The sequence below is a fragment of the Streptomyces sp. NPDC044571 genome (genome assembly GCF_040647115.1).
Taxonomy (GTDB): Bacteria; Actinomycetota; Actinomycetes; order Streptomycetales; family Streptomycetaceae; genus Streptomyces.
In genome coordinates this window covers 66,696-87,045 of record NZ_JBEZBN010000002.1, presented here as the reverse complement: position 1 = coordinate 87,045, position 20,350 = coordinate 66,696, and the positions used below count along the sequence as shown (strand labels likewise).

20 protein-coding genes and 1 tRNA gene are annotated in these 20,350 nt (G+C 71.4%); 11 read left to right on the top strand and 10 right to left on the bottom strand.

What is annotated here, in order from left to right; all coding sequences use genetic code 11:
* Positions 1–125 precede the first annotated feature (125 nt).
* The 3 genes from nhaA to AB0B01_RS01580 all read left to right on the top strand — a co-directional run bounded on the left by nhaA (position 126) and on the right by AB0B01_RS01580 (position 3,068).
* A complete protein-coding gene (gene nhaA, locus AB0B01_RS01590) occupies positions 126–1,571 on the top strand; it encodes a Na+/H+ antiporter NhaA (RefSeq protein ID WP_361711893.1) in 1,446 nt (481 codons plus the stop codon).
* 73 nt (positions 1,572–1,644) lie between these two features.
* A complete protein-coding gene (locus tag AB0B01_RS01585) occupies positions 1,645–2,103 on the top strand; it encodes a phage holin family protein (RefSeq protein ID WP_361711892.1) in 459 nt (152 codons plus the stop codon).
* Positions 2,100–3,068 carry an alpha/beta hydrolase gene (locus AB0B01_RS01580; RefSeq protein WP_361711890.1) on the top strand — a complete coding sequence of 323 codons (969 nt, stop codon included), beginning with the start codon at positions 2,100–2,102 and terminating at the stop codon, positions 3,066–3,068. Before AB0B01_RS01585 ends, AB0B01_RS01580 begins: the two co-directional genes overlap by 4 nt.
* Before the next feature lie 345 nt (positions 3,069–3,413).
* Here the strand turns inward: AB0B01_RS01580 and AB0B01_RS01575 are convergent, their stop codons facing one another.
* From AB0B01_RS01575 to nth, 3 genes are all read right to left on the bottom strand, one after another.
* Complete coding sequence (locus AB0B01_RS01575) at positions 3,414–4,616, bottom strand: MarP family serine protease (RefSeq protein WP_361711888.1); 1,203 nt, start codon at positions 4,614–4,616, stop codon at positions 3,414–3,416.
* A gap of 13 nt (positions 4,617–4,629) precedes the next feature.
* Positions 4,630–5,490: a CoA pyrophosphatase gene (locus AB0B01_RS01570; protein WP_361711887.1), complete on the bottom strand. Its 861-nt coding sequence runs from the start codon at positions 5,488–5,490 to the stop codon at positions 4,630–4,632.
* Positions 5,491–5,620: 130 nt separating this feature from the next.
* A complete protein-coding gene (nth, locus tag AB0B01_RS01565) occupies positions 5,621–6,532 on the bottom strand; it encodes an endonuclease III (protein WP_361711885.1) in 912 nt (303 codons plus the stop codon).
* Between the two features lie 182 nt (positions 6,533–6,714).
* Between nth and AB0B01_RS01560 the strand changes: the two genes are divergently transcribed.
* Both AB0B01_RS01560 and AB0B01_RS01555 read left to right on the top strand, forming a co-directional pair.
* Complete coding sequence (locus AB0B01_RS01560) at positions 6,715–7,389, top strand: Crp/Fnr family transcriptional regulator (RefSeq protein WP_003981529.1); 675 nt, start codon at positions 6,715–6,717, stop codon at positions 7,387–7,389.
* Between the two features lie 201 nt (positions 7,390–7,590).
* Positions 7,591–8,394, top strand: coding sequence for a nucleotidyltransferase domain-containing protein (locus AB0B01_RS01555; RefSeq protein ID WP_361711884.1), 804 nt, complete (start codon positions 7,591–7,593; stop codon positions 8,392–8,394).
* Between the two features lie 52 nt (positions 8,395–8,446).
* Here the strand turns inward: AB0B01_RS01555 and AB0B01_RS01550 are convergent, their stop codons facing one another.
* From AB0B01_RS01550 to AB0B01_RS01530, 5 genes are all read right to left on the bottom strand, one after another.
* Positions 8,447–8,734 (bottom strand): hypothetical protein, encoded by a 288-nt coding sequence (locus AB0B01_RS01550; protein WP_361711882.1) that lies wholly within the window; start codon positions 8,732–8,734, stop codon positions 8,447–8,449.
* Complete coding sequence (locus tag AB0B01_RS01545) at positions 8,731–9,576, bottom strand: MBL fold metallo-hydrolase (protein ID WP_361711881.1); 846 nt, start codon at positions 9,574–9,576, stop codon at positions 8,731–8,733. The genes AB0B01_RS01550 and AB0B01_RS01545 overlap by 4 nt, the downstream gene beginning before the upstream one ends.
* Positions 9,573–10,490 (bottom strand): NUDIX hydrolase, encoded by a 918-nt coding sequence (locus AB0B01_RS01540; protein WP_361711879.1) that lies wholly within the window; start codon positions 10,488–10,490, stop codon positions 9,573–9,575. Before AB0B01_RS01540 ends, AB0B01_RS01545 begins: the two co-directional genes overlap by 4 nt.
* Positions 10,491–10,717: 227 nt before the next feature.
* A complete protein-coding gene (locus tag AB0B01_RS01535; RefSeq protein WP_361711877.1) occupies positions 10,718–11,191 on the bottom strand; it encodes a RidA family protein in 474 nt (157 codons plus the stop codon).
* A complete protein-coding gene (locus tag AB0B01_RS01530) occupies positions 11,188–11,349 on the bottom strand; it encodes a DUF4177 domain-containing protein (RefSeq protein WP_007264966.1) in 162 nt (53 codons plus the stop codon). The genes AB0B01_RS01535 and AB0B01_RS01530 overlap by 4 nt, the downstream gene beginning before the upstream one ends.
* A 72-nt stretch (positions 11,350–11,421) precedes the next feature.
* Here AB0B01_RS01530 and AB0B01_RS01525 point away from each other — a divergent pair, with 72 nt between their 5' ends.
* A complete protein-coding gene (locus AB0B01_RS01525) occupies positions 11,422–12,402 on the top strand; it encodes an ArsA-related P-loop ATPase (protein ID WP_361711875.1) in 981 nt (326 codons plus the stop codon).
* 104 nt (positions 12,403–12,506) lie between these two features.
* Positions 12,507–13,760, top strand: coding sequence for an ArsA family ATPase (locus AB0B01_RS01520; protein WP_361712053.1), 1,254 nt, complete (start codon positions 12,507–12,509; stop codon positions 13,758–13,760).
* 82 nt (positions 13,761–13,842) lie between these two features.
* Here the strand turns inward: AB0B01_RS01520 and AB0B01_RS01515 are convergent, their stop codons facing one another.
* Positions 13,843–14,193, bottom strand: coding sequence for a WhiB family transcriptional regulator (locus AB0B01_RS01515; RefSeq protein WP_030299276.1), 351 nt, complete (start codon positions 14,191–14,193; stop codon positions 13,843–13,845).
* Positions 14,194–14,591: 398 nt separating this feature from the next.
* Here AB0B01_RS01515 and AB0B01_RS01510 point away from each other — a divergent pair, with 398 nt between their 5' ends.
* Positions 14,592–16,874: a transglycosylase domain-containing protein gene (locus AB0B01_RS01510; RefSeq protein ID WP_361711873.1), complete on the top strand. Its 2,283-nt coding sequence runs from the start codon at positions 14,592–14,594 to the stop codon at positions 16,872–16,874.
* A gap of 70 nt (positions 16,875–16,944) precedes the next feature.
* On the opposite strand, the gene AB0B01_RS01505 is transcribed toward AB0B01_RS01510, so the two are convergent.
* Positions 16,945–17,406 (bottom strand): GatB/YqeY domain-containing protein, encoded by a 462-nt coding sequence (locus AB0B01_RS01505; protein WP_361711871.1) that lies wholly within the window; start codon positions 17,404–17,406, stop codon positions 16,945–16,947.
* 68 nt (positions 17,407–17,474) lie between these two features.
* Here AB0B01_RS01505 and AB0B01_RS01500 point away from each other — a divergent pair, with 68 nt between their 5' ends.
* The 3 genes from AB0B01_RS01500 (at position 17,475) to AB0B01_RS01490 (ending at position 20,188) form a co-directional block, all read left to right on the top strand.
* Positions 17,475–18,413: a metallophosphoesterase gene (locus AB0B01_RS01500; RefSeq protein WP_361711869.1), complete on the top strand. Its 939-nt coding sequence runs from the start codon at positions 17,475–17,477 to the stop codon at positions 18,411–18,413.
* A gap of 113 nt (positions 18,414–18,526) precedes the next feature.
* Positions 18,527–18,600 (top strand) — tRNA-Pro (locus AB0B01_RS01495).
* 157 nt (positions 18,601–18,757) lie between these two features.
* Positions 18,758–20,188 carry a SulP family inorganic anion transporter gene (locus AB0B01_RS01490; RefSeq protein WP_361711867.1) on the top strand — a complete coding sequence of 477 codons (1,431 nt, stop codon included), beginning with the start codon at positions 18,758–18,760 and terminating at the stop codon, positions 20,186–20,188.
* Positions 20,189–20,350: the final 162 nt, after the last annotated feature.

Here is a 20,350-nt window from a genome sequence, read left to right as displayed (position 1 = left end):
GTCCCGCGACCACTCGGGCTCCCCTGTAAGGTATGAGAAACGTAAAAACGTGACCCAGGGTGCGCCGGGAAGTCTGGTCGGCAACTGCTTCGCCATGCCGTCCAACCACCCGGAGGTGTCCTCTCGTGGCCGCGCCCCACCGCACCGACAACACGGCCCGCAAGCTCCTCGGCAGGCTCTCCCTGCCCGAGCGCCGGTTCGTGGCCGACGCCCTGCGCGCCGAGACGGTCGGCGGCGTCCTTCTCCTGGTGGCCGCCATCGCCGCACTCCTGTGGGCGAACATCCCCGCGCTCAGCGACAGCTACGCGAGCGTCCGCTCCTTCCACACCGGCCCCGCCTCCCTCGGCCTGGACCTCTCGATCCAGCACTGGGCGGCCGACGGCCTGCTCGCCGTCTTCTTCTTCGTCGCCGGCATCGAGCTGAAGCGAGAGCTCGTCGCGGGGGATCTGCGCGACGCCAAGGCGGCCGCCCTCCCCGTCATCGCGGCCGTCTGCGGCATGGCCGCGCCCGCGCTGGTCTACGTACTGGTCAACAGCACGGCAGGCGGCTCCCTGGGCGGCTGGGCCGTGCCGACCGCTACCGACATCGCCTTCGCGCTCGCCGTCCTCGCGGTGATCGGCACCTCGCTGCCGTCCGCACTGCGCGCCTTCCTGCTGACCCTCGCCGTCGTCGACGACCTCTTCGCGATCATGATCATCGCGATCTTCTTCACGCACGAGATCAACTTCCCGGCCCTCGGCGGAGCGGTGGCGGGGCTGGTCCTGTTCTGGTTCCTGCTGCGCCGGGGCGTGCGCGGCTGGTACGTCTACGTGCCACTGGCCCTGGTGATCTGGGGCCTGATGTACAACAGCGGCGTCCATGCCACCATCGCCGGCGTCGCCATGGGCCTGATGCTGCGCTGCACCCGCACGGAGGAGGAGCAGCACTCCCCCGGCGAGCACATCGAACACCTGGTCCGGCCCGTCTCGGCCGGCCTCGCCGTCCCGCTCTTCGCGCTGTTCGCCGCCGGGGTCTCCCTCTCCGACGAGTCCCTCGCACAGGTCTTCACCCGGCCCGAGACGCTCGGCGTCGTCCTCGGCCTGGTCATCGGCAAGACGGTGGGCATCTTCGGCGGCACCTGGCTGGCCGCCCGCTTCACCCGGGCCGAGCTGAGCGAGGATCTGGCCTGGCCGGACGTACTCGCCGTGGCCACGCTCGCCGGCATCGGCTTCACCGTGTCGCTGCTGATCGGCGAGCTCGCGTTCACGGCCGACGCGGCCCTCACCGACGAGGTCAAGGCGGCCGTCCTCATCGGCTCGCTCATCGCCGCCGTCATCGCGGGCGTCATGCTCAAGCTCCGCAACCGCACGTACCGGGCGCTGACGGAGGCCGAGGAGCGCGACGAGGACCGCGACGGCATCCCCGACATCTACGAGCAGGACAACCCCGAGTACCACCTGCGGATGGCGAAGATCTATGAGGAGAAGGCGGCGGAGCACCGCCGCCGGGCCGAGGCTGCGGCTGCAGCGCTGCTCGAATCGACGGCCGAATCGGCGGCCGGGTCCAGCAACGAGGCCGACCGTCCGGCATGATCTGTCTGAAGCAGTGACCGACGGGGGACGGTCGGCGACCACACCCGCCGACGGACGACAGAGGGAGAGAGCGATGACCGCAGTGGACCAAGGGGCGCAAGGAGCCGAGCGCACACTCGGCCAGCTGGTCGCCTCGGCCACCGCCGAGATGTCCGCCCTGGTGCACGACGAGATCGCCCTCGCCAAGGCGGAGATCCGCCAGGACGTCAAGCGGGCGGGCATGGGCGGCGCCGCGATCTCCGTCGCCGGCGTGTTCGTGCTCTTCTCCCTGCCGGTGCTGAGCTTCGCCGCCGCGTACGGGATCCACAACCTCGGGCTCGGCCTCGCCTGGTCCTTCCTCATCGTGGGCGGAGCGTTCCTGCTGCTCGCGGGCCTGCTCGCACTCCTGGCCGTCTCGAAGTTCAAGAAGGTCAAGCCCCCGGAGAAGTCCATCGCCTCCGTCAAGCAGACCGCGGCGGTCGTCGGCACCGTCAAGCCGCACCCGCGATCGGTCAGTGACCAGGCGGTGGGTGTGGCACGCTCGTCCTCATGACAGCGCCCACACCGGATTCCAGCACTCCGCCCACCGCCGCCTCGGCGGTCAGGATCGACGTGCCCGGCGGGAGGGCGGTGACCCACCGCGACGTCGCCGCCAACGGAGCCAGGTTCCACGTCGCCGAACTGGGCGACGGGCCGCTGGTGCTGCTGCTGCACGGTTTCCCGCAGTTCTGGTGGACGTGGCGGCACCAGCTGGTCGCGCTCGCCGACGCCGGGTACCGGGCCGTCGCGATGGACCTGCGCGGCGTGGGCGGCAGCGACCGCACCCCGCGCGGCTACGACCCCGCCAATCTGGCGCTCGACATCACGGGGGTCGTACGGTCCCTCGGCGAGCCGGACGCCGCCCTCGTGGGGCACGACCTGGGCGGGTACCTCGCCTGGACGGCGGCGGTGATGCGGCCCAAGCTGGTACGCCGGCTGGTGGTCTCCTCGATGCCGCACCCGCGGCGCTGGCGCTCGGCGATGCTGTCGGACTTCGGCCAGGCCCGGGCGAGTTCCCACATCTGGGGCTTCCAGCGGCCGTTCCTACCCGAGCGGCAGCTCGTCGCCGACGACGGGGCGCTCGTGGCGGAGCTGATCCGGGAGTGGTCGGGACCACGGCCGGAGGAGGAGGGGGCGCAGGACGCCCTCGCGGTCTACCGGCGGGCGATGTGCATCCCGTCGACCGCGCACTGCTCGATCGAGCCGTACCGCTGGATGATGCGGTCGATGGCCCGGCCGGACGGGCTCCAGTTCAACCGCCGTATGAAGCGGCCGGTTCGGGTGCCGACCCTGCACCTGCACGGCTCGCTCGACCCCGTGATGCGCACGCGCAGCGCGGCCGGTTCCGGGGAGTACGTCGAAGCCCCTTACCGCTGGCGGCTGTTCGACGGGCTCGGGCACTTCCCGCACGAGGAGGACCCCGTGGCCTTCTCTACCGAGCTGATCAGCTGGCTCAAGGACCCCGAGCCGGACCGCTGACCATCTGACGGTTTTTCGTACGACAGGCTTACGGTCGTTCAATTGCCCGGCGCATAGGCCAATTGGCCGCCCGTGACGGGGTTACGGACCTTGGGGTCCGGGCACAGCTCGTTGTATGGGCTGGACGTACGACTACGGTGACACCGCACGCGAACGCCGCCCGGCAGCGACGCCGGGCACACACGGGAGGACGGGCCGGGACGGCCACGACCCCCGCCTCGGGATCCCTCGCATCCTGCGCCGCAGGGCCCGCTGGGTGTCGGCACGGCTGCGCCATCCACGCAGTTAGAGTCGTCCCCGCAGAGCGGGAGTTGCGCCCATAGGGCACCGCGCAGCCGGGACGGTTCAGAGGGCGCAGCCCTGGCTGTCCACCCGCCGGTCGGAGAGCTTCCCGATCCGGACGTCGTCGCGGACCTCGTCCGCCGTCAGTGCGTAACCGGTGTTGGGGTCGTCGAGCGACTTCGCGAAGACGACCCCGTACACCTTGCCGTCGGGCGTCAGCAGCGGGCCGCCGGAGTTGCCCTGGCGGACCGTCGCGTACAGCGAGTAGACGTCGCGCCGGACGGTGCCGCGGTGATAGATGTCCGGGCCGTTGGCATTGATCCGGCCGCGGACGCGCGCCGCGCGGACGTCGTACGCGCCGTTCTCCGGGAAGCCGGCGACGATCGCGTCGCTGCTGCTCGCGGCGTCCTTGTCGGTGAACTCCAGCGCGGGCGCCTTCAGCTTGGGCACGTCCAGGACCGCGATGTCGCGCTCCCAGTCGTAGAGCACGACCTTGCCGTCGTAGAGCTTGCCCTCGCCGCCGATCTGCACGGTGGGCTCGCTCACGCCGCCGACCACATGGGCGTTGGTCATCACCTTGCCGGGCGCGAAGACGAAACCGGTGCCTTCCAGCACCTTGCTGCAACTGGGCGCGGTACCGACGACCTTCACGATCGAGCGCTTGGCCGCCTCGGTGACGGGACTGCGGGTGAGCGCCGGGTCGGGTGCCCTCACCTCGGTGATGGGCTCGTTGGAGAACGGGCTGAAGACCTGCGGGAAGCCGTTGCGCGCCAGGGTGGAGCTGAAGTCCGAGAACCAGGTGTCGGCCTGGGCGGGCAGCACCCGCGACACGCCCAGCAGCACCTTGGAGTTGCGGACTTCCTTGCCCAGCGTGGGCAGGGACGTTCCGGCGAGGGCCGAACCGATCAGCCACGCCACCAGCAGCATCGCGACGACATTGACCAGGGCGCCGCCGGTCGCGTCGAGCGCGCGCGCCGGGGACCACGTGATCTGCCGCCGGAGCCGGTTGCCGAGATGCGTGGTGAAGGCCTGCCCGATCGAGGCGAAGACGATGATCACGACCACGGCGATCACGACGAGCGTGGTGGACACCTGGGTGCCGTTGTCCGTCACCCGGTCCCAGATCAGCGGGAGCAGCGACACGGCGACGAGGCCACCGCCCAGGAAGCCGATCACCGACAGGATGCCGACGACGAACCCCTGGCGGTAACCGACGATCGCGAACCACACGGCAGCGAGCAGCAACAGGATGTCCAGCACGTTCACATGGGCCACCGTCTCATGCGCGCCAGTCGAGCGGGACCTGCCGGGACCGGTCCCAGGGCAGCTCCCAGCCGGCGAAGTGCAGCAGCCGGTCGATCACCCCGGCGGTAAAGCCCCAGACCAGGGCCGATTCGACGGTGAATGCGGGGCCGAGGTGACCGCTCGGGTGGACGGCCATCACACGGTGCGCCGGGTCCGTGAGATCGGCCACGGGGACCGTGAAGACGCGGGCGGTCTCGGCCGGATCCACGACGCCGACGGGACTGGGGTCGCGCCACCAGCCCAGGACCGGGGTCACGACGAACTCGCTGACCGGGATGTAGAGGCGCGGCAACACGCCGAAGAGCTGCACCCCGGCGGGATCGAGGCCGGTCTCCTCCTCGGCCTCCCGCAGGGCGGCGCGCAGCGGCCCCGTGGTGTGCGGATCGCCGTCCTCCGGGTCGAGGGCGCCGCCCGGGAAGGAGGGCTGCCCCGGATGCGAGCGCAGGCTTCCGGCCCGCTCCATGAGCAGCAGCTCGGGGCCGCGGGGTCCCTCCCCGAACAGGATGAGCACCGCCGACTGGCGGCCCCGGCCGTCCTCGGGCGGCAGGAAGCGGCTGAGCTGGGTGGGCCGGACCGTACGGACGGCTTCGACGACGGGGCCGAGCCACTCGGGCAGGCCCTGCGTACCGAGGACGAGGCCGGCGCCGCCGTGGCCGCGCAGCTCCCCGTACGCGGCTGCGTACGGGCCTCCGGGAAGGCCGCGGTCCGCGGCGGGCCCGGCGGACCGGCCGGTGAGCGGCGCGGCGCCCTGCGGGCCGGAGCGCGGCACGGCGCCCTGTGTCGGCGGGGCGGCCGCCTGGGCCACGCTGCTCTCGTCCCGCGCTCCGCGCGTCATAGGCACCCCTGCTCCCTGTCGTCCCCGACTCCGGCGCGACCGTGCGCTCCGCCACCGCTCCTACCCCGGGACAACGCCGCCCCGGGCCGTATTCGTTCCTCTGCCCCTGCGTCCTGCGCGTGCTCGGCGATCAGGACGCCTCCGGGTCCCCGGCGCCCAGCGGCGGGGCCGGCAGGCCCGGATAGTCCGGCGGCGGGCTGAGCCGCTGGCCGGGCCGGCCGCCCTTCTCGTACTTGAGCAGCTTCTTCGCCTTCTCCGGGTCCGTCTCGCCCTCTCCGTACGCCGGGCAGAGCGGGGCGATGGGGCAGGCGCCGCAGGCCGGCTTGCGGGCGTGGCAGATACGGCGGCCGTGGAAGATCACCCGGTGCGAGAGCATCGTCCACTCGCTCTTGGGGAAGATCGCGCAGATCTCCGCCTCGATCTTCTCCGGCTCGGTCTGCCCGGTCCACTTCCAGCGGCGGACCAGACGGGCGAAATGCGTGTCGACCGTGATGCCCGGGACCCCGAACGCATTGCCGAGCACCACGTTCGCCGTCTTGCGGCCCACTCCGGGCAGCGTCACCAGATCGGCGAGCCGCCCCGGCACCTCACCGCCGAAGTCGTCCCGCAGGGCCTGGGAGAGGCCGAGGAGGGCCTTCGCCTTCGCCCGGAAGAACCCGGTCGGCCGGATGATCTCCTCCAGCTCCTCGGGCGCGGCCGCGGCCATGTCCTCCGGGGTCGGGTAGGCGGCGAACAGGGCGGGGGTCGTTTGGTTCACGCGCAGGTCGGTGGTCTGCGCGGACAGGACGGTGGCGACCAGCAGCTCGAAGGGATTCCGGAAGTCGAGCTCGGGATGGGCGTACGGATAGAGCTCGGCCAGTTCCCGGTTGATCCGCCGGGCCCGGCGCACCATGCCGAGTCGTGATTCCGTTTTCTTGGCCGAAGCTTTGCCCTGGGGGCTCGGCGGGGCCTTCTGGGGGGCTTGTTCGCCCACAGCTGAATTCGGGGCGTCCGTCACTCGTGCGGACCCCTTGGCCTGTGCTCTCACCGGCTTGTTGGACACCCGGCCAGCCTAAGGCCGGCCGCCGACACCCGCCCGGACCTCCGGTAACACCACTCCGATTGGTCCCACACCGCACAGCACGGCCGTCCGTCCGGCATCCTTGTGATTGATCGCACTGTTTGAGCCGTCCGGCAAAATGGGGAGCACGGTCCCCTGAGCTGGTCGACATAGGAGAGAGACTCGTGGACGACGTTCTGCGGCGCGCCCCGCTCTTCGCGGCGCTCGATGACGAGCAGGCCGCGGAGCTCCGCGCCTCCATGGGCGAGGTGACCCTCGCACGCGGTGACGCCCTGTTCCACGAGGGCGACCCCGGCGACCGGCTGTATGTCGTGACCGAGGGCAAGGTGAAGCTGCACCGCACCTCCCCCGACGGCCGCGAGAACATGCTGGCCGTCCTCGGCCCCGGCGAGCTGATCGGTGAGCTCTCGCTCTTCGACCCCGGCCCGCGCACGGCCACCGCCACCGCCCTGACCGAGGTCAAGCTGCTCGGCCTCGGCCACGGCGACCTGCAGCCCTGGCTCAACGCCCGGCCCGAGGTCGCGACCGCGCTGCTGCGCGCCGTGGCCCGCCGCCTGCGCAAGACCAACGACCAGATGTCCGACCTGGTCTTCTCCGACGTGCCGGGCCGGGTGGCCCGCGCGCTCCTCGACCTGTCGCGCCGGTTCGGCGTGCAGTCGGAGGAGGGCATCCACGTGGTGCACGACCTCACGCAGGAGGAGCTGGCCCAGCTGGTCGGCGCCTCGCGCGAGACGGTGAACAAGGCCCTGGCCGACTTCGCGGGCCGCGGCTGGCTCCGGCTGGAGGCCCGCGCGGTGATCCTGCTGGACGTCGAACGCCTGGCCAAGCGCTCCCGCTGAGCCCTCGGAGGGCCGGCCCGCCCGCACACCGCGTCGGGTCCGGCCCCCGGGGCCGGCCCCGGGGCCGCGCCTGAAACGCCGGCGGAGCCGGAAAGGCCGGCCACCGGCGGCATGTGCGTACGGCCCCGGCAGCCCGGGCGCCGTGAACCTCGCGACGGAATTCCCGTTGGCCCCCGGCCGGGGGAGCGGCAGAGTGGGCCCATGCAGCCCGCCCCCCTCGACCCCACCGGCCACTTGCAGCGCGAAGGCTCCCTGGGCTCGGTCCAGCCGGAGTTCGCCGCGGTGGTGGCCGCCGCCCGGGAGCGGGTCGCCGAGGCGTACGGGGCCCGGCTGCACAGCGCGTACCTCTACGGCTCCGTACCCCGCGGCACGGCCCGGCCCGGCCGCTCCGACCTCGACCTCCTGCTCGCCCTGCACCACGAGCCCACCCACGACGACCGCGACACCGCCGAGGTGCTGGCCCGCGGGCTCGACGAGGACTTCGCCGTGATCGACGGTGTCGGCATCCTGCTGTACGGCCGGGACACGCTGCTCAGCGAGCAGGAGCGGTACGACACGGGCTGGTTCCTCGCCTGTTTGTGCACGCCGCTGCTCGGCGCCGACCTGGCCGAGCACCTGCCCCGCTACCGCCCGGACAGCAGGCTGGCCCGCGAGACCAACGGCGACCTGGCCGTCCTGCTCCCGCGGTGGCGGGACCGCGTACGGGCCGCCTCCACGCCGGCCGAGTACCGGAGGCTGAGCCGCCACCTCTCCCGGCACCTCGTCCGTACCGGCTTCACCCTCGTGATGCCCCGCTGGGGCGGCTGGACCAGCGATCTCGCCGAGTCCGCGGAGATCTTCGGGCGCTACTACCCCGAGCGCGCCGCCCAGATGCGGGCCGCGGCCGCCGTGGCCCTGGACCCCGTCGCCGACCCGGCCGTCCTGCACGCCTACACCGAGGACCTCGGCCCCTGGCTCGCGGCCGAATACACGGCCAGGCACGGTACGAAGCCGCCCCGCCCCTGAACACGGGGGCACGGGCCGGCGCCTGGCCGGCGGCGCCAGGCCTGTGGGCCCGCTAGGCCGACAGGGCGTCGACCGCCGCCTTCGCCTCCCGCAGGTCCGCCCCCGTGGTCCGGCGGTAGACGCGGATGGCCTCCACCGGACGGCCGTCGCGCACGAGCGCCCGGACCTCGTCCAGGCCGGCCGGCTCGGGCTCCTCGATGCCGAAGTGGTCGAGGACCAGCCCAAGACGCCGCTCCAGCCGCTCCGTGCGCCGCTCCAGGGCCTTCATCCGCAGGGTCACCGTCGAGGTGATCCAGGAGGCCGTGGCGATCAACGCGAGCAGCAGGAACAGCATGGTCATTCGGGGCCCCCAGGGATCAGTCCGTGATCTTGAAGGTACTCCAGCTGCGCCCGTACGGACCATTCCGCGGCCGGCCACAGCGAGCGGTCCACGTCGGCGTAGACGTGGGCGACGACCTCCGCGGGGGTGACGTGCCCGTCCTCGACGGCGGTCTCGACCTGGGCGAGGCGGTGCGCGCGGTGGGCGAGGTAGAACTCCACCGCGCCCTGCGCGTCGTCGAGCACCGGCCCGTGTCCCGGCAGGACCGTGTGCACGCCGTCGTCCACGGTCAGCGAGCGCAGCCGACGCAGGGAGTCCAGGTAGTCGCCGAGGCGGCCGTCGGGGTGGGCGACGACGGTGGTGCCGCGACCGAGGATCGTGTCGCCGGTCAGGACGGCCCGGTCGGCCGGCAGGTGGAAGGAGAGCGAGTCGGCGGTGTGCCCGGGCGTCGCCACCACGTGCAGTTCCAGCCCGCCGGTGCGGATCACGTTCCCGGCGGCCAGTCCCTCGTCTCCCAGCCGCAGGGCGGGGTCCAGCGCGCGCACCTTGGTGCCGGTGAGCTCGGCGAACCGGCCGGCCCCGGCTGCGTGGTCGGGGTGGCCGTGCGTGAGCAGGGTCAGCGCGATCCGCTTGCCCGTCTTCTCGGCGGTGGCGATGACGGCGCGCAGATGTGCCTCGTCCAGCGGGCCTGGGTCGACGACGAGGGCGAGTTCGGAGTCGGGCTCCGAGAGGAGCCAGGTGTTGGTGCCGTCCAGGGTCATGGCCGACGGGTTGGGGGCCAGGATGTTGTACGCGCGGGCCGTGGCACGCCCGGAGGTGACGGTTCCGCGGGGCTGGCCGGGCAGTGCTGCGGCGTCGGTCATGCGGAACCTCCGAGTCCGAGGCGGACGCGCTTGGTGAACTCGTCGTGGCCCGGCCAACTGAGCACCAGCTCGCCGTCCTCCAGCGCGGCCTGGGCGAGTACGGGCGTCAGGTCCTGCGCCGAGGCCGCGGCGAGGGCCTCGGCGGCCCTCCCGTACGGCTCCAGCGAGCGCAGGGTGGAGATGGTGGGCGGCATCATCAGCAACTCGCCCTTGTCGTAGCCGTCGGCCGCCTCCGCGGGGCGGATCCACACGGTCCGGTCCGCCTCGGTGGAGGCGTTGCGGGTGCGCTGCCCCTCCGGGAGGGCCGCGACGAAGAACCAGGTGTCGTAGCGGCGGGGCTCGAACTCCGGGGTGATCCAGCGGGCCCAGGCGCCGAGCAGGTCGGAGCGGAGCCGCAGGCCGCGGCGGTCGAGGAACTCGGCGAAAGACAGCTCGCGGGCCACCAGGGCCAGGCGGTCGGCCTCCCAGTCGTCACCGGTGGTGTCCCCGACGACGGTGTCGGCGGTCTCGCCCGCGAGGAGGACGCCGGCCTCCTCGAAGGTCTCGCGCACGGCACTGCAGACGATGGCCTGGGCGGTACGGGGGTCCGTGCCGAGGCGGGCCGCCCAGGCTTCCTGGTCCGGACCCGCCCAGCCGACGAGGTGGTCCTCGTCGCGGGGGTCGACACCGCCGCCCGGATAGGCGTACGCGCCCCCGGCGAAGGCCATCGAGGCGCGGCGGCGCAGCATGTGCACGGCCGGGCCTTCGGGTGTGTCGCGCAGCAGCATCACGGTGGCGGCGCGTCTGGGTTCCACCGGGGTCAGGGAACCCTCCGCGAGCGCGCGGATCCGGGCGGGCCATTCCGGCGGGTACCACTGGCCCCCGGGCCGCGTGGCTCCGTGCGTCTGCTGCTGTCCCTGCTCACCGTTGGGCATGCGGGGATGCTACGACCATCCGCCCGGGAGTTCGAGAGCCCCCGGGCCGGGCCGGCCCCGCGCCGCTCCCGTGCACCGCGCGCACGCCCCGCCCACGCCCCTGCGGCGGCGGCCGCGCAGGGCGGCAACCGGGCAGGGGACGGGCGGGACGGGGTCGCGCGGGACCGGGTCAGGGCTCCGGAAGACGGGCGTTCGCGGTCAGGCGTCCGGGATCAGGCGTTCGCAGGTCAGACGTCCGGGGTCAGCTCGACCTGGATCTCGACCTCGACCGGTGCGTCCAGCGGGAGCACCGCCACGCCCACCGCGCTGCGGGCGTGGACGCCCTTGTCGCCGAGGACCGCGCCCAGCAGCTCGCTGGCGCCGTTGAGCACGCCCGGCTGCCCGGTGAAGTCGGAGGCCGAGGCCACGAAGCCGACGACCTTCACGACGCGCGCGATCCTGTCGAGGTCACCGATGACGGACTTGACGGCGGCCAGCGCGTTCAGCGCACAGGTCGCGGCGAGTTCCTTGGCCTGCTCCGCCGAGACCTCCGCGCCGACCTTGCCGGTGACCGGCAGGCTGCCCTTGACCATCGGGAGCTGGCCCGCGGTGAACACGTAGGCACCCGAGCGCACGGCCGGCTGGTACGCGGCCAGCGGCGGGACGACCTCGGGCAGGGTCAGGCCGAGCTCGGCGAGCTTCGCCTCGACGACGCCGCTCATGCCTTCTCCCGCTTGAGGTAGGCCACGAGCTGCTCGGGGTTGTTCGGGCCGGGCACGACCTGGACGAGCTCCCAGCCGTCCTCGCCCCAGGTGTCCAGGATCTGCTTGGTGGCGTGGACCAGCAGCGGGACCGTCGCATATTCGAACTTCTTGGTCATGGGGGCGAGGGTATCGCCTGCCGCGCAGGGGCACTGCGCGGCCCGGAAGGCGAGTGGTTAGGCTCAGACGCTGTGAGCAGGCTCCAGGTGGTCAGCGGCAAGGGCGGTACCGGCAAGACCACGGTCGCCGCAGCACTCGCGCTCGCCCTCGCGCGCGAGGGCAGACGGACGCTTCTGGTGGAGGTCGAGGGCAGGCAGGGGATCGCCCAGCTCTTCGGGACGGAGGCGCTCCCGTACGAAGAGCGGAAGATCGCGGTCGCCTCGGGCGGCGGCGAGGTCTTCGCGCTCGCCATCGACGCCGAACGGGCGCTACTGGACTACCTCCAGATGTTCTACAAGCTCGGCTCGGCCGGCCGCGCCCTCAAGAAGCTCGGCGCGATCGACTTCGCGACGACCATCGCGCCCGGCCTGCGGGACGTGCTGCTGACCGGCAAGGCGTGCGAGGCGGTACGGCGCACGGACAAGGCCGGCCGCCCCGTCTACGACCACGTGGTCATGGACGCCCCGCCGACCGGCCGGATCACCCGCTTCCTGAACGTCAACGACGAGGTGGCGGGCCTCGCCCGGTTCGGGCCGATTCACCACCAGGCGCAGGCCGTCATGAAGGTCTTGAAGTCCCCGCAGACCGCCGTCCACTTGGTGACGCTGCTGGAGGAGATGCCCGTCCAGGAGACCGCCGACGGGATCGAGGAGCTGCGCGCCGCCGGCCTGCCCGTGGGGCGGGTGGTCGTGAACATGGTCCGGCCGCACCACCTGGACGAAGAGGCCCTGCGCGCCGCGGCCGGCGAGCACCGCACCGAGGTCGCCAAGGCCCTGTCCCGGGCCGGACTCGGCGGCGCGCGCCGCGGCGGGCTGGCGGAGCGGCTGGTGGACCCGCTGCTAACGCAGGCCGCCGAGCATGCGAGCCGGGTGGAGCTGGAGCGCGCGCAGCGCACCGTACTGCGGGAGATGGACGTGCCGACGTACGAACTCCCCCTGCTCGGCGCGGGGATGGATCTGGCCGGGCTGTACGAGCTGGCCGCGGAGCTGCGGAAGCAGGCGGACGAGGTATGAGCGAGGCCACCGGCACCGGCGACACCACCGGGACCGACACCAGCACCGACGCCGGGACCAACACCGGCACCGGCACCGGCACTGGCACCGGCACCGGCACCGGCATGGACGCCCCGCCGCGGCTGGCCGTGGACCGGCTGCTGGACGATCCCGGAACCCGGATCATCGTCTGCTGCGGCGCGGGCGGGGTCGGCAAGACCACCACGGCCGCGGCGCTCGGCGTACGGGCGGCCGAGCGCGGGCGCAAGGCGGTCGTGCTCACCATCGACCCGGCGCGCCGGCTTGCCCAGTCGATGGGGATCGACTCGCTGGACAACACCCCCCGCAAGGTCGCGGGGGTGTCCGGCGGCGGTGAACTGCACGCCATGATGCTGGACATGAAGCGGACCTTCGACGAGATCGTCGAGGCGCACGCCGAAGGGGAGCGGGCCCAGGCGATCCTGGCCAACCCCTTCTACCAGTCGCTGTCGGCCGGCTTCGCGGGCACGCAGGAGTACATGGCGATGGAGAAGCTGGGCCAGCTGCGGGCCCGCGACGACTGGGACCTCATCGTCGTGGACACCCCGCCGAGCCGGTCCGCACTGGACTTCCTCGATGCGCCGAAGCGGCTGGGGTCCTTCCTGGACGGGAAGTTCATCCGGGTGCTGATGGCTCCGGCGAAGGTGGGCGGCCGGGCGGGGATGAAGTTCCTGAACGTCGGCATGTCGCTGATGACCGGCACGCTCAGCAAGCTGATGGGGGCTTCGCTGCTGAAGGACGTGCAGACGTTCGTGGCGGCGATGGACACGATGTTCGGCGGTTTCCGCACCCGCGCGGACGCGACGTTCCGGCTGCTGCAGGCTCCGGGTACGGCGTTCCTCGTGGTCGCGGCGCCCGAGCCGGACGCGCTGCGCGAGGCGGCGTACTTCGTGGAGCGGCTGGCCGCGGAGCGGATGCCGCTGGCCGGGCTCGTACTGAACCGGGTGCACGCCAGTGGCGCCGACCGGCTGTCCGCCGAGCGGGCGTTGGCCGCCGCAGAGAATCTTGAAGAGGGCGGCATTGTCGATCAGGAGTCCGGGAAAGCTGGACTTCGTGACTCGGCCGCCGAGGCCGCGGAGACTTCCCAGGACGGCTCCCCCAGCGCCGAAGGCCCGGGAACGGATGCCGACGTGGACGAGATCACGGCGGGGCTGCTGCGTCTGCACGCCGAGCGGATGCAGGTCATCACGCGAGAACAGCGCACGCGTGACCGCTTCACCTCGCTGCACCCCGAGGTGGCGGTGGCCGAGGTGGCCGCCCTGCCCGGCGATGTGCACGACCTCGCCGGGCTGCGGGCCATCGGAGAGCGACTCGCGGCCGGGGTGCCGGCCGGAGCTTAGGCGTTCGTACGCGGACCTCCGCTCGGCCGCCCGGTTGGACCGGCTCGCGGAGGTGTCCGTACGCGGGACCGCGCGGGTGGGTCTACCCGGCTGCCGCGTACGTCTCGTACGGAACGTCGATCTCCGCATCGACATCCACGGTGAGGATGCCCGTACTGCGCTCGTACTCTGTACGGGCGGTTTCGAGCAGCCGTCGCCACGAGGTGACGGTGGGACGCCGGCGCAGCAGTGCGCGACGCTCCCGCTCGGTCATTCCGCCCCATACTCCGAACTCGACACGATTGTCGAGCGCGTCGGCCAGGCACTCGGTCCGCACCGGACACCCGGTGCACACCGCCTTGGCCCTGTTCTGTGCCGCTCCTTGAACGAACAGTTCATCCGGATCGGTAGTGCGGCAGGCTGCCTGCGCACTCCAGTCGGTAACCCAGCCCATCACGGCGCCGTCCTCTCCCGAATCGAGGCTCCCCCACGGCGGCAAGCGGCATATTCACCGCTGCCAGTTGAGGACGTTACGGAAGGCGAGCACAGTGCAACACCCCCGACGGGCCCAATCTTGAATGGTCCGAACGGACTATGGGTAAGCGGCAGATCACCCGACGGAGTGATCCGGCGACATGCCCGACCATTCCGGCGATTCGGGTGGAATCGGCAGAGTGCGGACGATGGGCCATCAGAGTGAAGGGCGAGATTCGGACATGCGTCCACCCCATTCGGGAAGGGTGAAAAACAAGCCGAGGGGTTGATGTCGCACCGCACTGCTGTGACAGTTGGGGACAGCTTAGGCCAAGGCATTCGCGTGTGTCCGGCGAATGAGAACGTAGGCTGCCCTCCATGGGAAAGAAGCGCTCGGGCGCCGGGCTCACGGGGCCGCAGCAGGCCGCCAAGTTCCTCGGGGTGTCCGTTCTCTCCGGAGTTGTGTTGGCCGGCATCGCGATCCCGGGCGCCGGCGCCCTGGGGCTCGCCGCGAAGGGGACGGTCGAGGGATTCGACGAGATCCCGGCCAACCTGAAGACGCCGCCGCTGAGCCAGCGCACGACGATTCTGGACGCCGAAGGTGGCTTGATCGCCACCGTCTATTCACGTGACCGGCAGGTGGTCCCGCTCACGGCCATCTCCCCGTACATGCAGAAGGCGATCGTCGCGATCGAGGACTCGCGTTTCTACGAGCACGGGGCGGTCGACCTCAAGGGCATCCTGCGCGCGGTCAACCGCAATGCCCAGGAGGGCGGCGCGGCCCAGGGCGCCTCGACGCTCACCCAGCAGTACGTGAAGAACGTCTTCGTCGAGGAGGCCGGCGACGACGAGACGAAGGTGCGCGAGGCCCAGGAGAAGAGCCTCGGGCGCAAGATCCGCGAGCTGAAGTACTCGATCCAGGTCGAGGAGGAGCTCGGGAAGAAGAAGATCCTGGAGAACTACCTCAACATCACGTACTTCGGCCAGCAGGCGTACGGGATCGAATCCGCTTCCCAGCGCTACTTCAGCAAGCCGGCGAAGGACCTGGCCCTGGAGGAGTCGGCGCTGCTGGCGGGCGTGGTGCAGTCGCCCACCCGGTTCGACCCGGTGAACGACACCCAGGAGGCGATGAAGCGCCGCAACGTCGTCCTCCAGCGGATGGCCGACATCAAGGACATCTCGCAGGCGGAGGCGGACGAGGCGAAGAAGAAGCCCGTCCAGCTGAAGGTGACCCGGCCCAGGAACGGCTGCATCACCGCGGTCAAGGGCGCGGGCTTCTTCTGCGACTACGTGCGCAACACCTTCCTGACCGATCCGGTGTTCGGCAAGACGCGCGAGGAGCGGGCCAAGGTCTGGAACCAGGGCGGCCTGACCATCCGTACGACGCTGGACCCGCAGTCGCAGGACTCGGTCAACGAGTCGATCAAGGACCACGTCAACCAGGACGACAAGGTCGCGACGGCCGTGACGCTGGTGCAGCCCGGCACCGGCCGGGTGCTCGGCATGGGCCAGTCCAAGCCCTACGGCTTCGGCAAGAACGAGACCCAGATCAACTTCTCCGTGGACAAGCGGATGGGCGGCTCGAACTTCGGCTTCCCGACGGGCTCGACCTTCAAGCCGTTCGTCGCCGCCGCGGCCATCGAGCGCGGGGTCTCGCCGGCCAAGACGTACCCGTCGCCGCACGACATGGAGTACCCCAGCCCGGTGCAGACCTGCGGTGACAAGCCGTGGGTCAACACCGCCAAGGACCGGGTGGAGAACGAGTCGGAGTCCGAGGTCGGCCCGTACGGCATGAGGGACGCGATGGCGAAGTCCGTCAACACGTACTTCGTGGAGATGATCACCGAGACCGGGCTCTGCCCGGTGACGGAGATGACCACCAAGCTCGGGGTGATCCCGGCCGACGGCACGAAGCTGCCCGAGGTCCCGGCCATCGCGCTCGGCACCGAGGGCATGTCGCCGCTGACCATGGCCAACGCGTACGCGACCTTCGCCAACCGCGGCGTCTACTGCACGCCGATCGCCATCGAGTCGATCACCGACACGCACGGCAAGGCCCTCGCGGTGCCGAAGTCCCAGTGCGACCGGGTGATGACGGAGAGGACGGCCGACACCATCAACATGCTGCTGCTCGGCGTGGTCGACTCCGGTACGGGTACCGCCGCCGGCCTGACCGACCGGCAGAACGCGGGCAAGACCGGCACCACCGACAGCCGCTACAACGCCTGGTTCGTCGGGTACACGCCGAACATGGCCGGCGCGACCTGGGTCGGCTCCGGCGGCGCCAAGCAGGTGTCGATGGAGAACATCACCATCGGCGGCCAGTTCTACGACAAGGTCTACGGCGGCGGGCTGCCCGGCCCGATCTGGAAGCAGGCGGTCTCGGGCGCGCTCGCGGGCCGGGATGCGCCCAACTTCGCCACGGTCGGCATCCCGGACGCGGCGACACCGCCGGCCGGAGGCGGCCGCCCCACCCCGTCGAACCCGAGCCCGAACCGGCCGGGGAAGCCGGGGAAGCCCGGCCGTGACGGCAAGCCCGGCGGCCAGGCGGTCGGCGGAGCCACGGGCGGCGGTGCGACGGGCGGCCTCACGGGCGGCACCAACCCGTTCCCGGGGATCACCCTGGAGCCGGGCGTGATCGGCGGCCCGGAGACTCCGTAGAACAAGAGAAGGGGAGGGCCCGGCCTGGCGGCCGGGCCCTCCCCTTCTTACGGGCTTCTTGCGGGCGGGTCTAGGAGAGGCGCTTCTTCACGGCGGCGGCCACCCGGCCGCCCTCCGCGAGCCCCGCCACCTTCGGGTTCACGATCTTCATGACCGCACCCATGGCCCGGGGCCCCTCGGCACCCGCCGCACGGGCCTCCTCGACGGCTTGCGCGACGATCGCGTCGAGCTCCTCGTCGGTGAGCTGCTTGGGCAGGTAGGTGTCCAGGAACTCGCCCTCCGCCGTCTCGCGGGCGGCCTGCTCGGGACGACCACCCTGCGCGAAGGCCTCCGCGGCCTCACGGCGCTTCTTCGCCTCCTTGGCGATCACCTTGAGGACTTCCTCGTCGGAGAGCGTGCGCGCTTCCTTGCCCGCGACCTCCTCCTTGGTGATGGCGGCAAGGGTCAGTCGCAGCGTGGACGAGTGCAGCTCGTCGCGCGCCTTGATGGCGGTGGTGAGGTCTTCCTGGAGCTTGGCCTTGAGCGTGGTCATGGACCTGAGTCTGCCAGGTGCGGGGGCGGCGGCGCCCGCTGGTTTTCCGGGTCTGAGACGATGGGGCCATGCGTGCGCGTTACGGAGTACCCCTGAAGGTCACCGCCGGAATCGCGGCGGTGGGGGCCGCTGGTGTGGCCTATGCCGCCGGTTTCGAGGCGCGGTCGTTCCGGCTGCGCCGGATCACGGTGCCGGTGCTGCCCCCCGGGATGCGCCCGCTGCGCATACTGCAGGTCTCCGACATCCACATGGTCGGCGGCCAGCGCAAGAAGCGCGCATGGCTGCAGTCCCTGGCGGGCCTGCGCCCCGACTTCGTCGTGAACACCGGCGACAACCTCTCCGACACGGAGGGCGTCCCCGAGGTGCTCGACGCCCTCGGCCCGCTGATGTCCTTCCCCGGCGTGTACGTCTTCGGCTCGAACGACTACTACGGCCCGCGACTGCGCAACCCCGGGCGCTACCTGATCGAGAAGGTCCAGGGCCGGCACGGGCTGAACGGCAACAAGCCGGTCGTCGGCGCCGTCCACAACCCGTGGGAGGAGATGCGGGACGCCTTCGACGCGGCCGGCTGGGTCAACCTCACCAACACGCGGGGGCGCCTGAAGCTGGACGGCATGGAGCTGGCCTTCACCGGCCTGGACGACCCGCACATCAAGCGCGACCGCTACGAGCGGGTGGCCGGCGGGCCGGAGGCGGACGCCGACTTCTCGATCGCCGTGGTGCACGCCCCGTACCTGCGGGTCCTGGAGGCCTTCACGGCGGACCGCTACCCGCTGATCCTGGCCGGGCACACGCACGGCGGCCAGCTGTGCATCCCCTTCTACGGGGCGCTCGTCACCAACTGCGACCTGGACACGAAGCGGGTGAAGGGCCTCTCGACGCACGAGGCCGCCGGCCACCGCTCGTACCTCCACGTCTCGGCGGGCTGCGGCACGAACCGCTACACCCCGGTCCGCTTCGCCTGCCCCCCGGAGGCCACGCTCCTCACCCTGGTCCCGAAGCCGTAGCACCCCTCACGACGCCCGGCCTCGTCCCCCGCGAAAACCGGATTTCGTCTCCGGCCGAGGGTCCGCTAAAGTAATCGATGTCGCCAGGACAGCAAACGCTGCAAGGCGGCGATCGGGGTGTAGCGCAGCTTGGCAGCGCGCTTCGTTCGGGACGAAGAGGTCGTGGGTTCAAATCCCGCCACCCCGACAGAGTAAGACCAGGTCAAGGGCCTGATCCGCATCGCGGATCAGGCCCTTCCTGCGTCTCCGGTGAATCCCTCGCGCTTACGACAGGACAGGCCCGCTCCGCCATGCTCTCTTGCCCCTCCCTCCTGCATCGTCCGGCCTGGCTTTCGCCCAAGGTGTTGCGGACCGAGGTGCTCGGCGGGCTGGTCGTGGCGCTGGCGCTGATACCCGAGGCCATCTCGTTCTCGATCATCGCGGGAGTGGATCCGGCGATCGGGCTCTTCGCCTCGTTCACCATGGCCGTGACGATCGCGATCGTGGGCGGACGGACGGCGATGATCTCGGCCGCGACCGGGGCGGTCGCCCTCGTCATCGCTCCGCTGAACCGGGAGCACGGGTTCGGCTACCTGGTCGCCGCGGTCATCCTGGCGGGCGTCTTCCAGATCGTCCTCGGCGCGCTCGGTGTCGCCAGGCTGCTGCGCTTCGTGCCGCGCTCGGTCATGGTCGGCTTCGTCAACGCCCTTGCCATCCTGGTCTTCCTGGCGCAGGTGCCGGAACTGCGGGACGTGCCGTGGGCGGTCTATCCGCTGGTGGCGGCGGGGCTCGCGCTGATGGTGTTCTTCCCGAGGGCCACCACCGTGGTCCCCGCGCCGCTCGTTTCCATCGTCATCCTCACCGCCATCACCGTCGCGGCCGGGATCGCCGTTCCGACGGTCGGCGACAAGGGGACACTGCCGTCGGCGCTGCCTGTCCCCGGCCTTCCGGACGTGCCGTTCACCCTGGACACGCTGAAGACGATCGCGCCGTACGCCTTGGCCATGGCCCTGGTCGGGCTGATGGAGTCGCTGATGACGGCGAAGCTCGTCGACGAGATCACCGACACGCGGTCCTCGAAGACGCGCGAGGCGGTCGGCCAGGGCATCGCGAACATCGTGACCGGCTTCTTCGGCGGCATGGGTGGCTGCGCGATGATCGGCCAGACCATGATCAACGTGAAGGTGTCGGGAGCCCGGACCCGGTTGTCGACGTTCCTCGCGGGCGTGTTCCTCATGGTGCTGTGCATCGTCTTCGGGCCGGTGGTCTCCGAGATCCCGATGGCAGCACTGGTCGCCGTCATGGTGATGGTGTGCTTCGCGACCTTCGACTGGCACTCGATCGCGCCGAAGACGCTGAGGCGTATGCCGGCCGGTGAGATCACCGTCATGGTGCTCACCGTGGCGAGCGTGGTGGCGACCCGCAACCTGGCCGTCGGCGTGATCGCCGGATCGGTGACCGCGATCGTCATCTTCGCCAAGCGCGTCGCACACCTGGCGAACGTCACGTCGGTCACCGACCCCGACGGGACCCACGTCGTCTACTCCGTCACCGGCGAGCTCTTCTTCGCCTCCTCCAACGACCTGGTGACGCAGTTCGACTACGCGGGAGACCCGGACAAGGTCGTCATCGACCTGTCCTCCGCCCACATCTGGGACGCCTCGACCGTCGCAGCCTTCGATGCGATCGAGACGAAGTACGCCCGGCGGGGCAAGACCGTCGAGATCACCGGCCTGAACGAGCACAGCGCCCACATCCACCGCACCCTGAGCGGCGAACTCTCCTCCGGTCACTGACCGGCGCCGCCGGCCCGCCCTCCGGGAAGCGCGTGACCCGGGCCGGGCGCCACGAGGCCTTCGTGCCCAGCCACGTGCCGGGCGGTCTGTGGACGGTGACCCAGCTCGACGTCTCCGCCGGGGTCATGTCCGCGCCGCAACGGGCCTGCCGGACACCGGCCC

Excerpts from the sequence above, each read along its gene's own strand:
- AB0B01_RS01545 (WP_361711881.1), bottom strand. The coding sequence starts at position 9,576 with ATGACCGACGCCGCAGCACTGCCCGGCCAGCCCCGCGGAACCGTCACC.
- AB0B01_RS01520 (WP_361712053.1), top strand. The coding sequence starts at position 12,507 with ATGGACGCCCCGCCGCGGCTGGCCGTGGACCGGCTGCTGGACGATCCC.
- AB0B01_RS01550 (WP_361711882.1), bottom strand. The coding sequence starts at position 8,734 with ATGACCATGCTGTTCCTGCTGCTCGCGTTGATCGCCACGGCCTCCTGG.
- AB0B01_RS01505 (WP_361711871.1), bottom strand. The coding sequence starts at position 17,406 with ATGACCACGCTCAAGGCCAAGCTCCAGGAAGACCTCACCACCGCCATC.
- AB0B01_RS01540 (WP_361711879.1), bottom strand. The coding sequence starts at position 10,490 with ATGCCCAACGGTGAGCAGGGACAGCAGCAGACGCACGGAGCCACGCGG.
- AB0B01_RS01580 (WP_361711890.1), top strand. The coding sequence starts at position 2,100 with ATGACAGCGCCCACACCGGATTCCAGCACTCCGCCCACCGCCGCCTCG.
- AB0B01_RS01515 (WP_030299276.1), bottom strand. The coding sequence starts at position 14,193 with ATGGGCTGGGTTACCGACTGGAGTGCGCAGGCAGCCTGCCGCACTACC.
- AB0B01_RS01510 (WP_361711873.1), top strand. The coding sequence starts at position 14,592 with ATGGGAAAGAAGCGCTCGGGCGCCGGGCTCACGGGGCCGCAGCAGGCC.
- AB0B01_RS01585 (WP_361711892.1), top strand. The coding sequence starts at position 1,645 with ATGACCGCAGTGGACCAAGGGGCGCAAGGAGCCGAGCGCACACTCGGC.
- AB0B01_RS01500 (WP_361711869.1), top strand. The coding sequence starts at position 17,475 with ATGCGTGCGCGTTACGGAGTACCCCTGAAGGTCACCGCCGGAATCGCG.
- AB0B01_RS01530 (WP_007264966.1), bottom strand. The coding sequence starts at position 11,349 with ATGACCAAGAAGTTCGAATATGCGACGGTCCCGCTGCTGGTCCACGCC.
- AB0B01_RS01570 (WP_361711887.1), bottom strand. The coding sequence starts at position 5,490 with ATGACGCGCGGAGCGCGGGACGAGAGCAGCGTGGCCCAGGCGGCCGCC.
- AB0B01_RS01555 (WP_361711884.1), top strand. The coding sequence starts at position 7,591 with ATGCAGCCCGCCCCCCTCGACCCCACCGGCCACTTGCAGCGCGAAGGC.
- AB0B01_RS01535 (WP_361711877.1), bottom strand. The coding sequence starts at position 11,191 with ATGAGCGGCGTCGTCGAGGCGAAGCTCGCCGAGCTCGGCCTGACCCTG.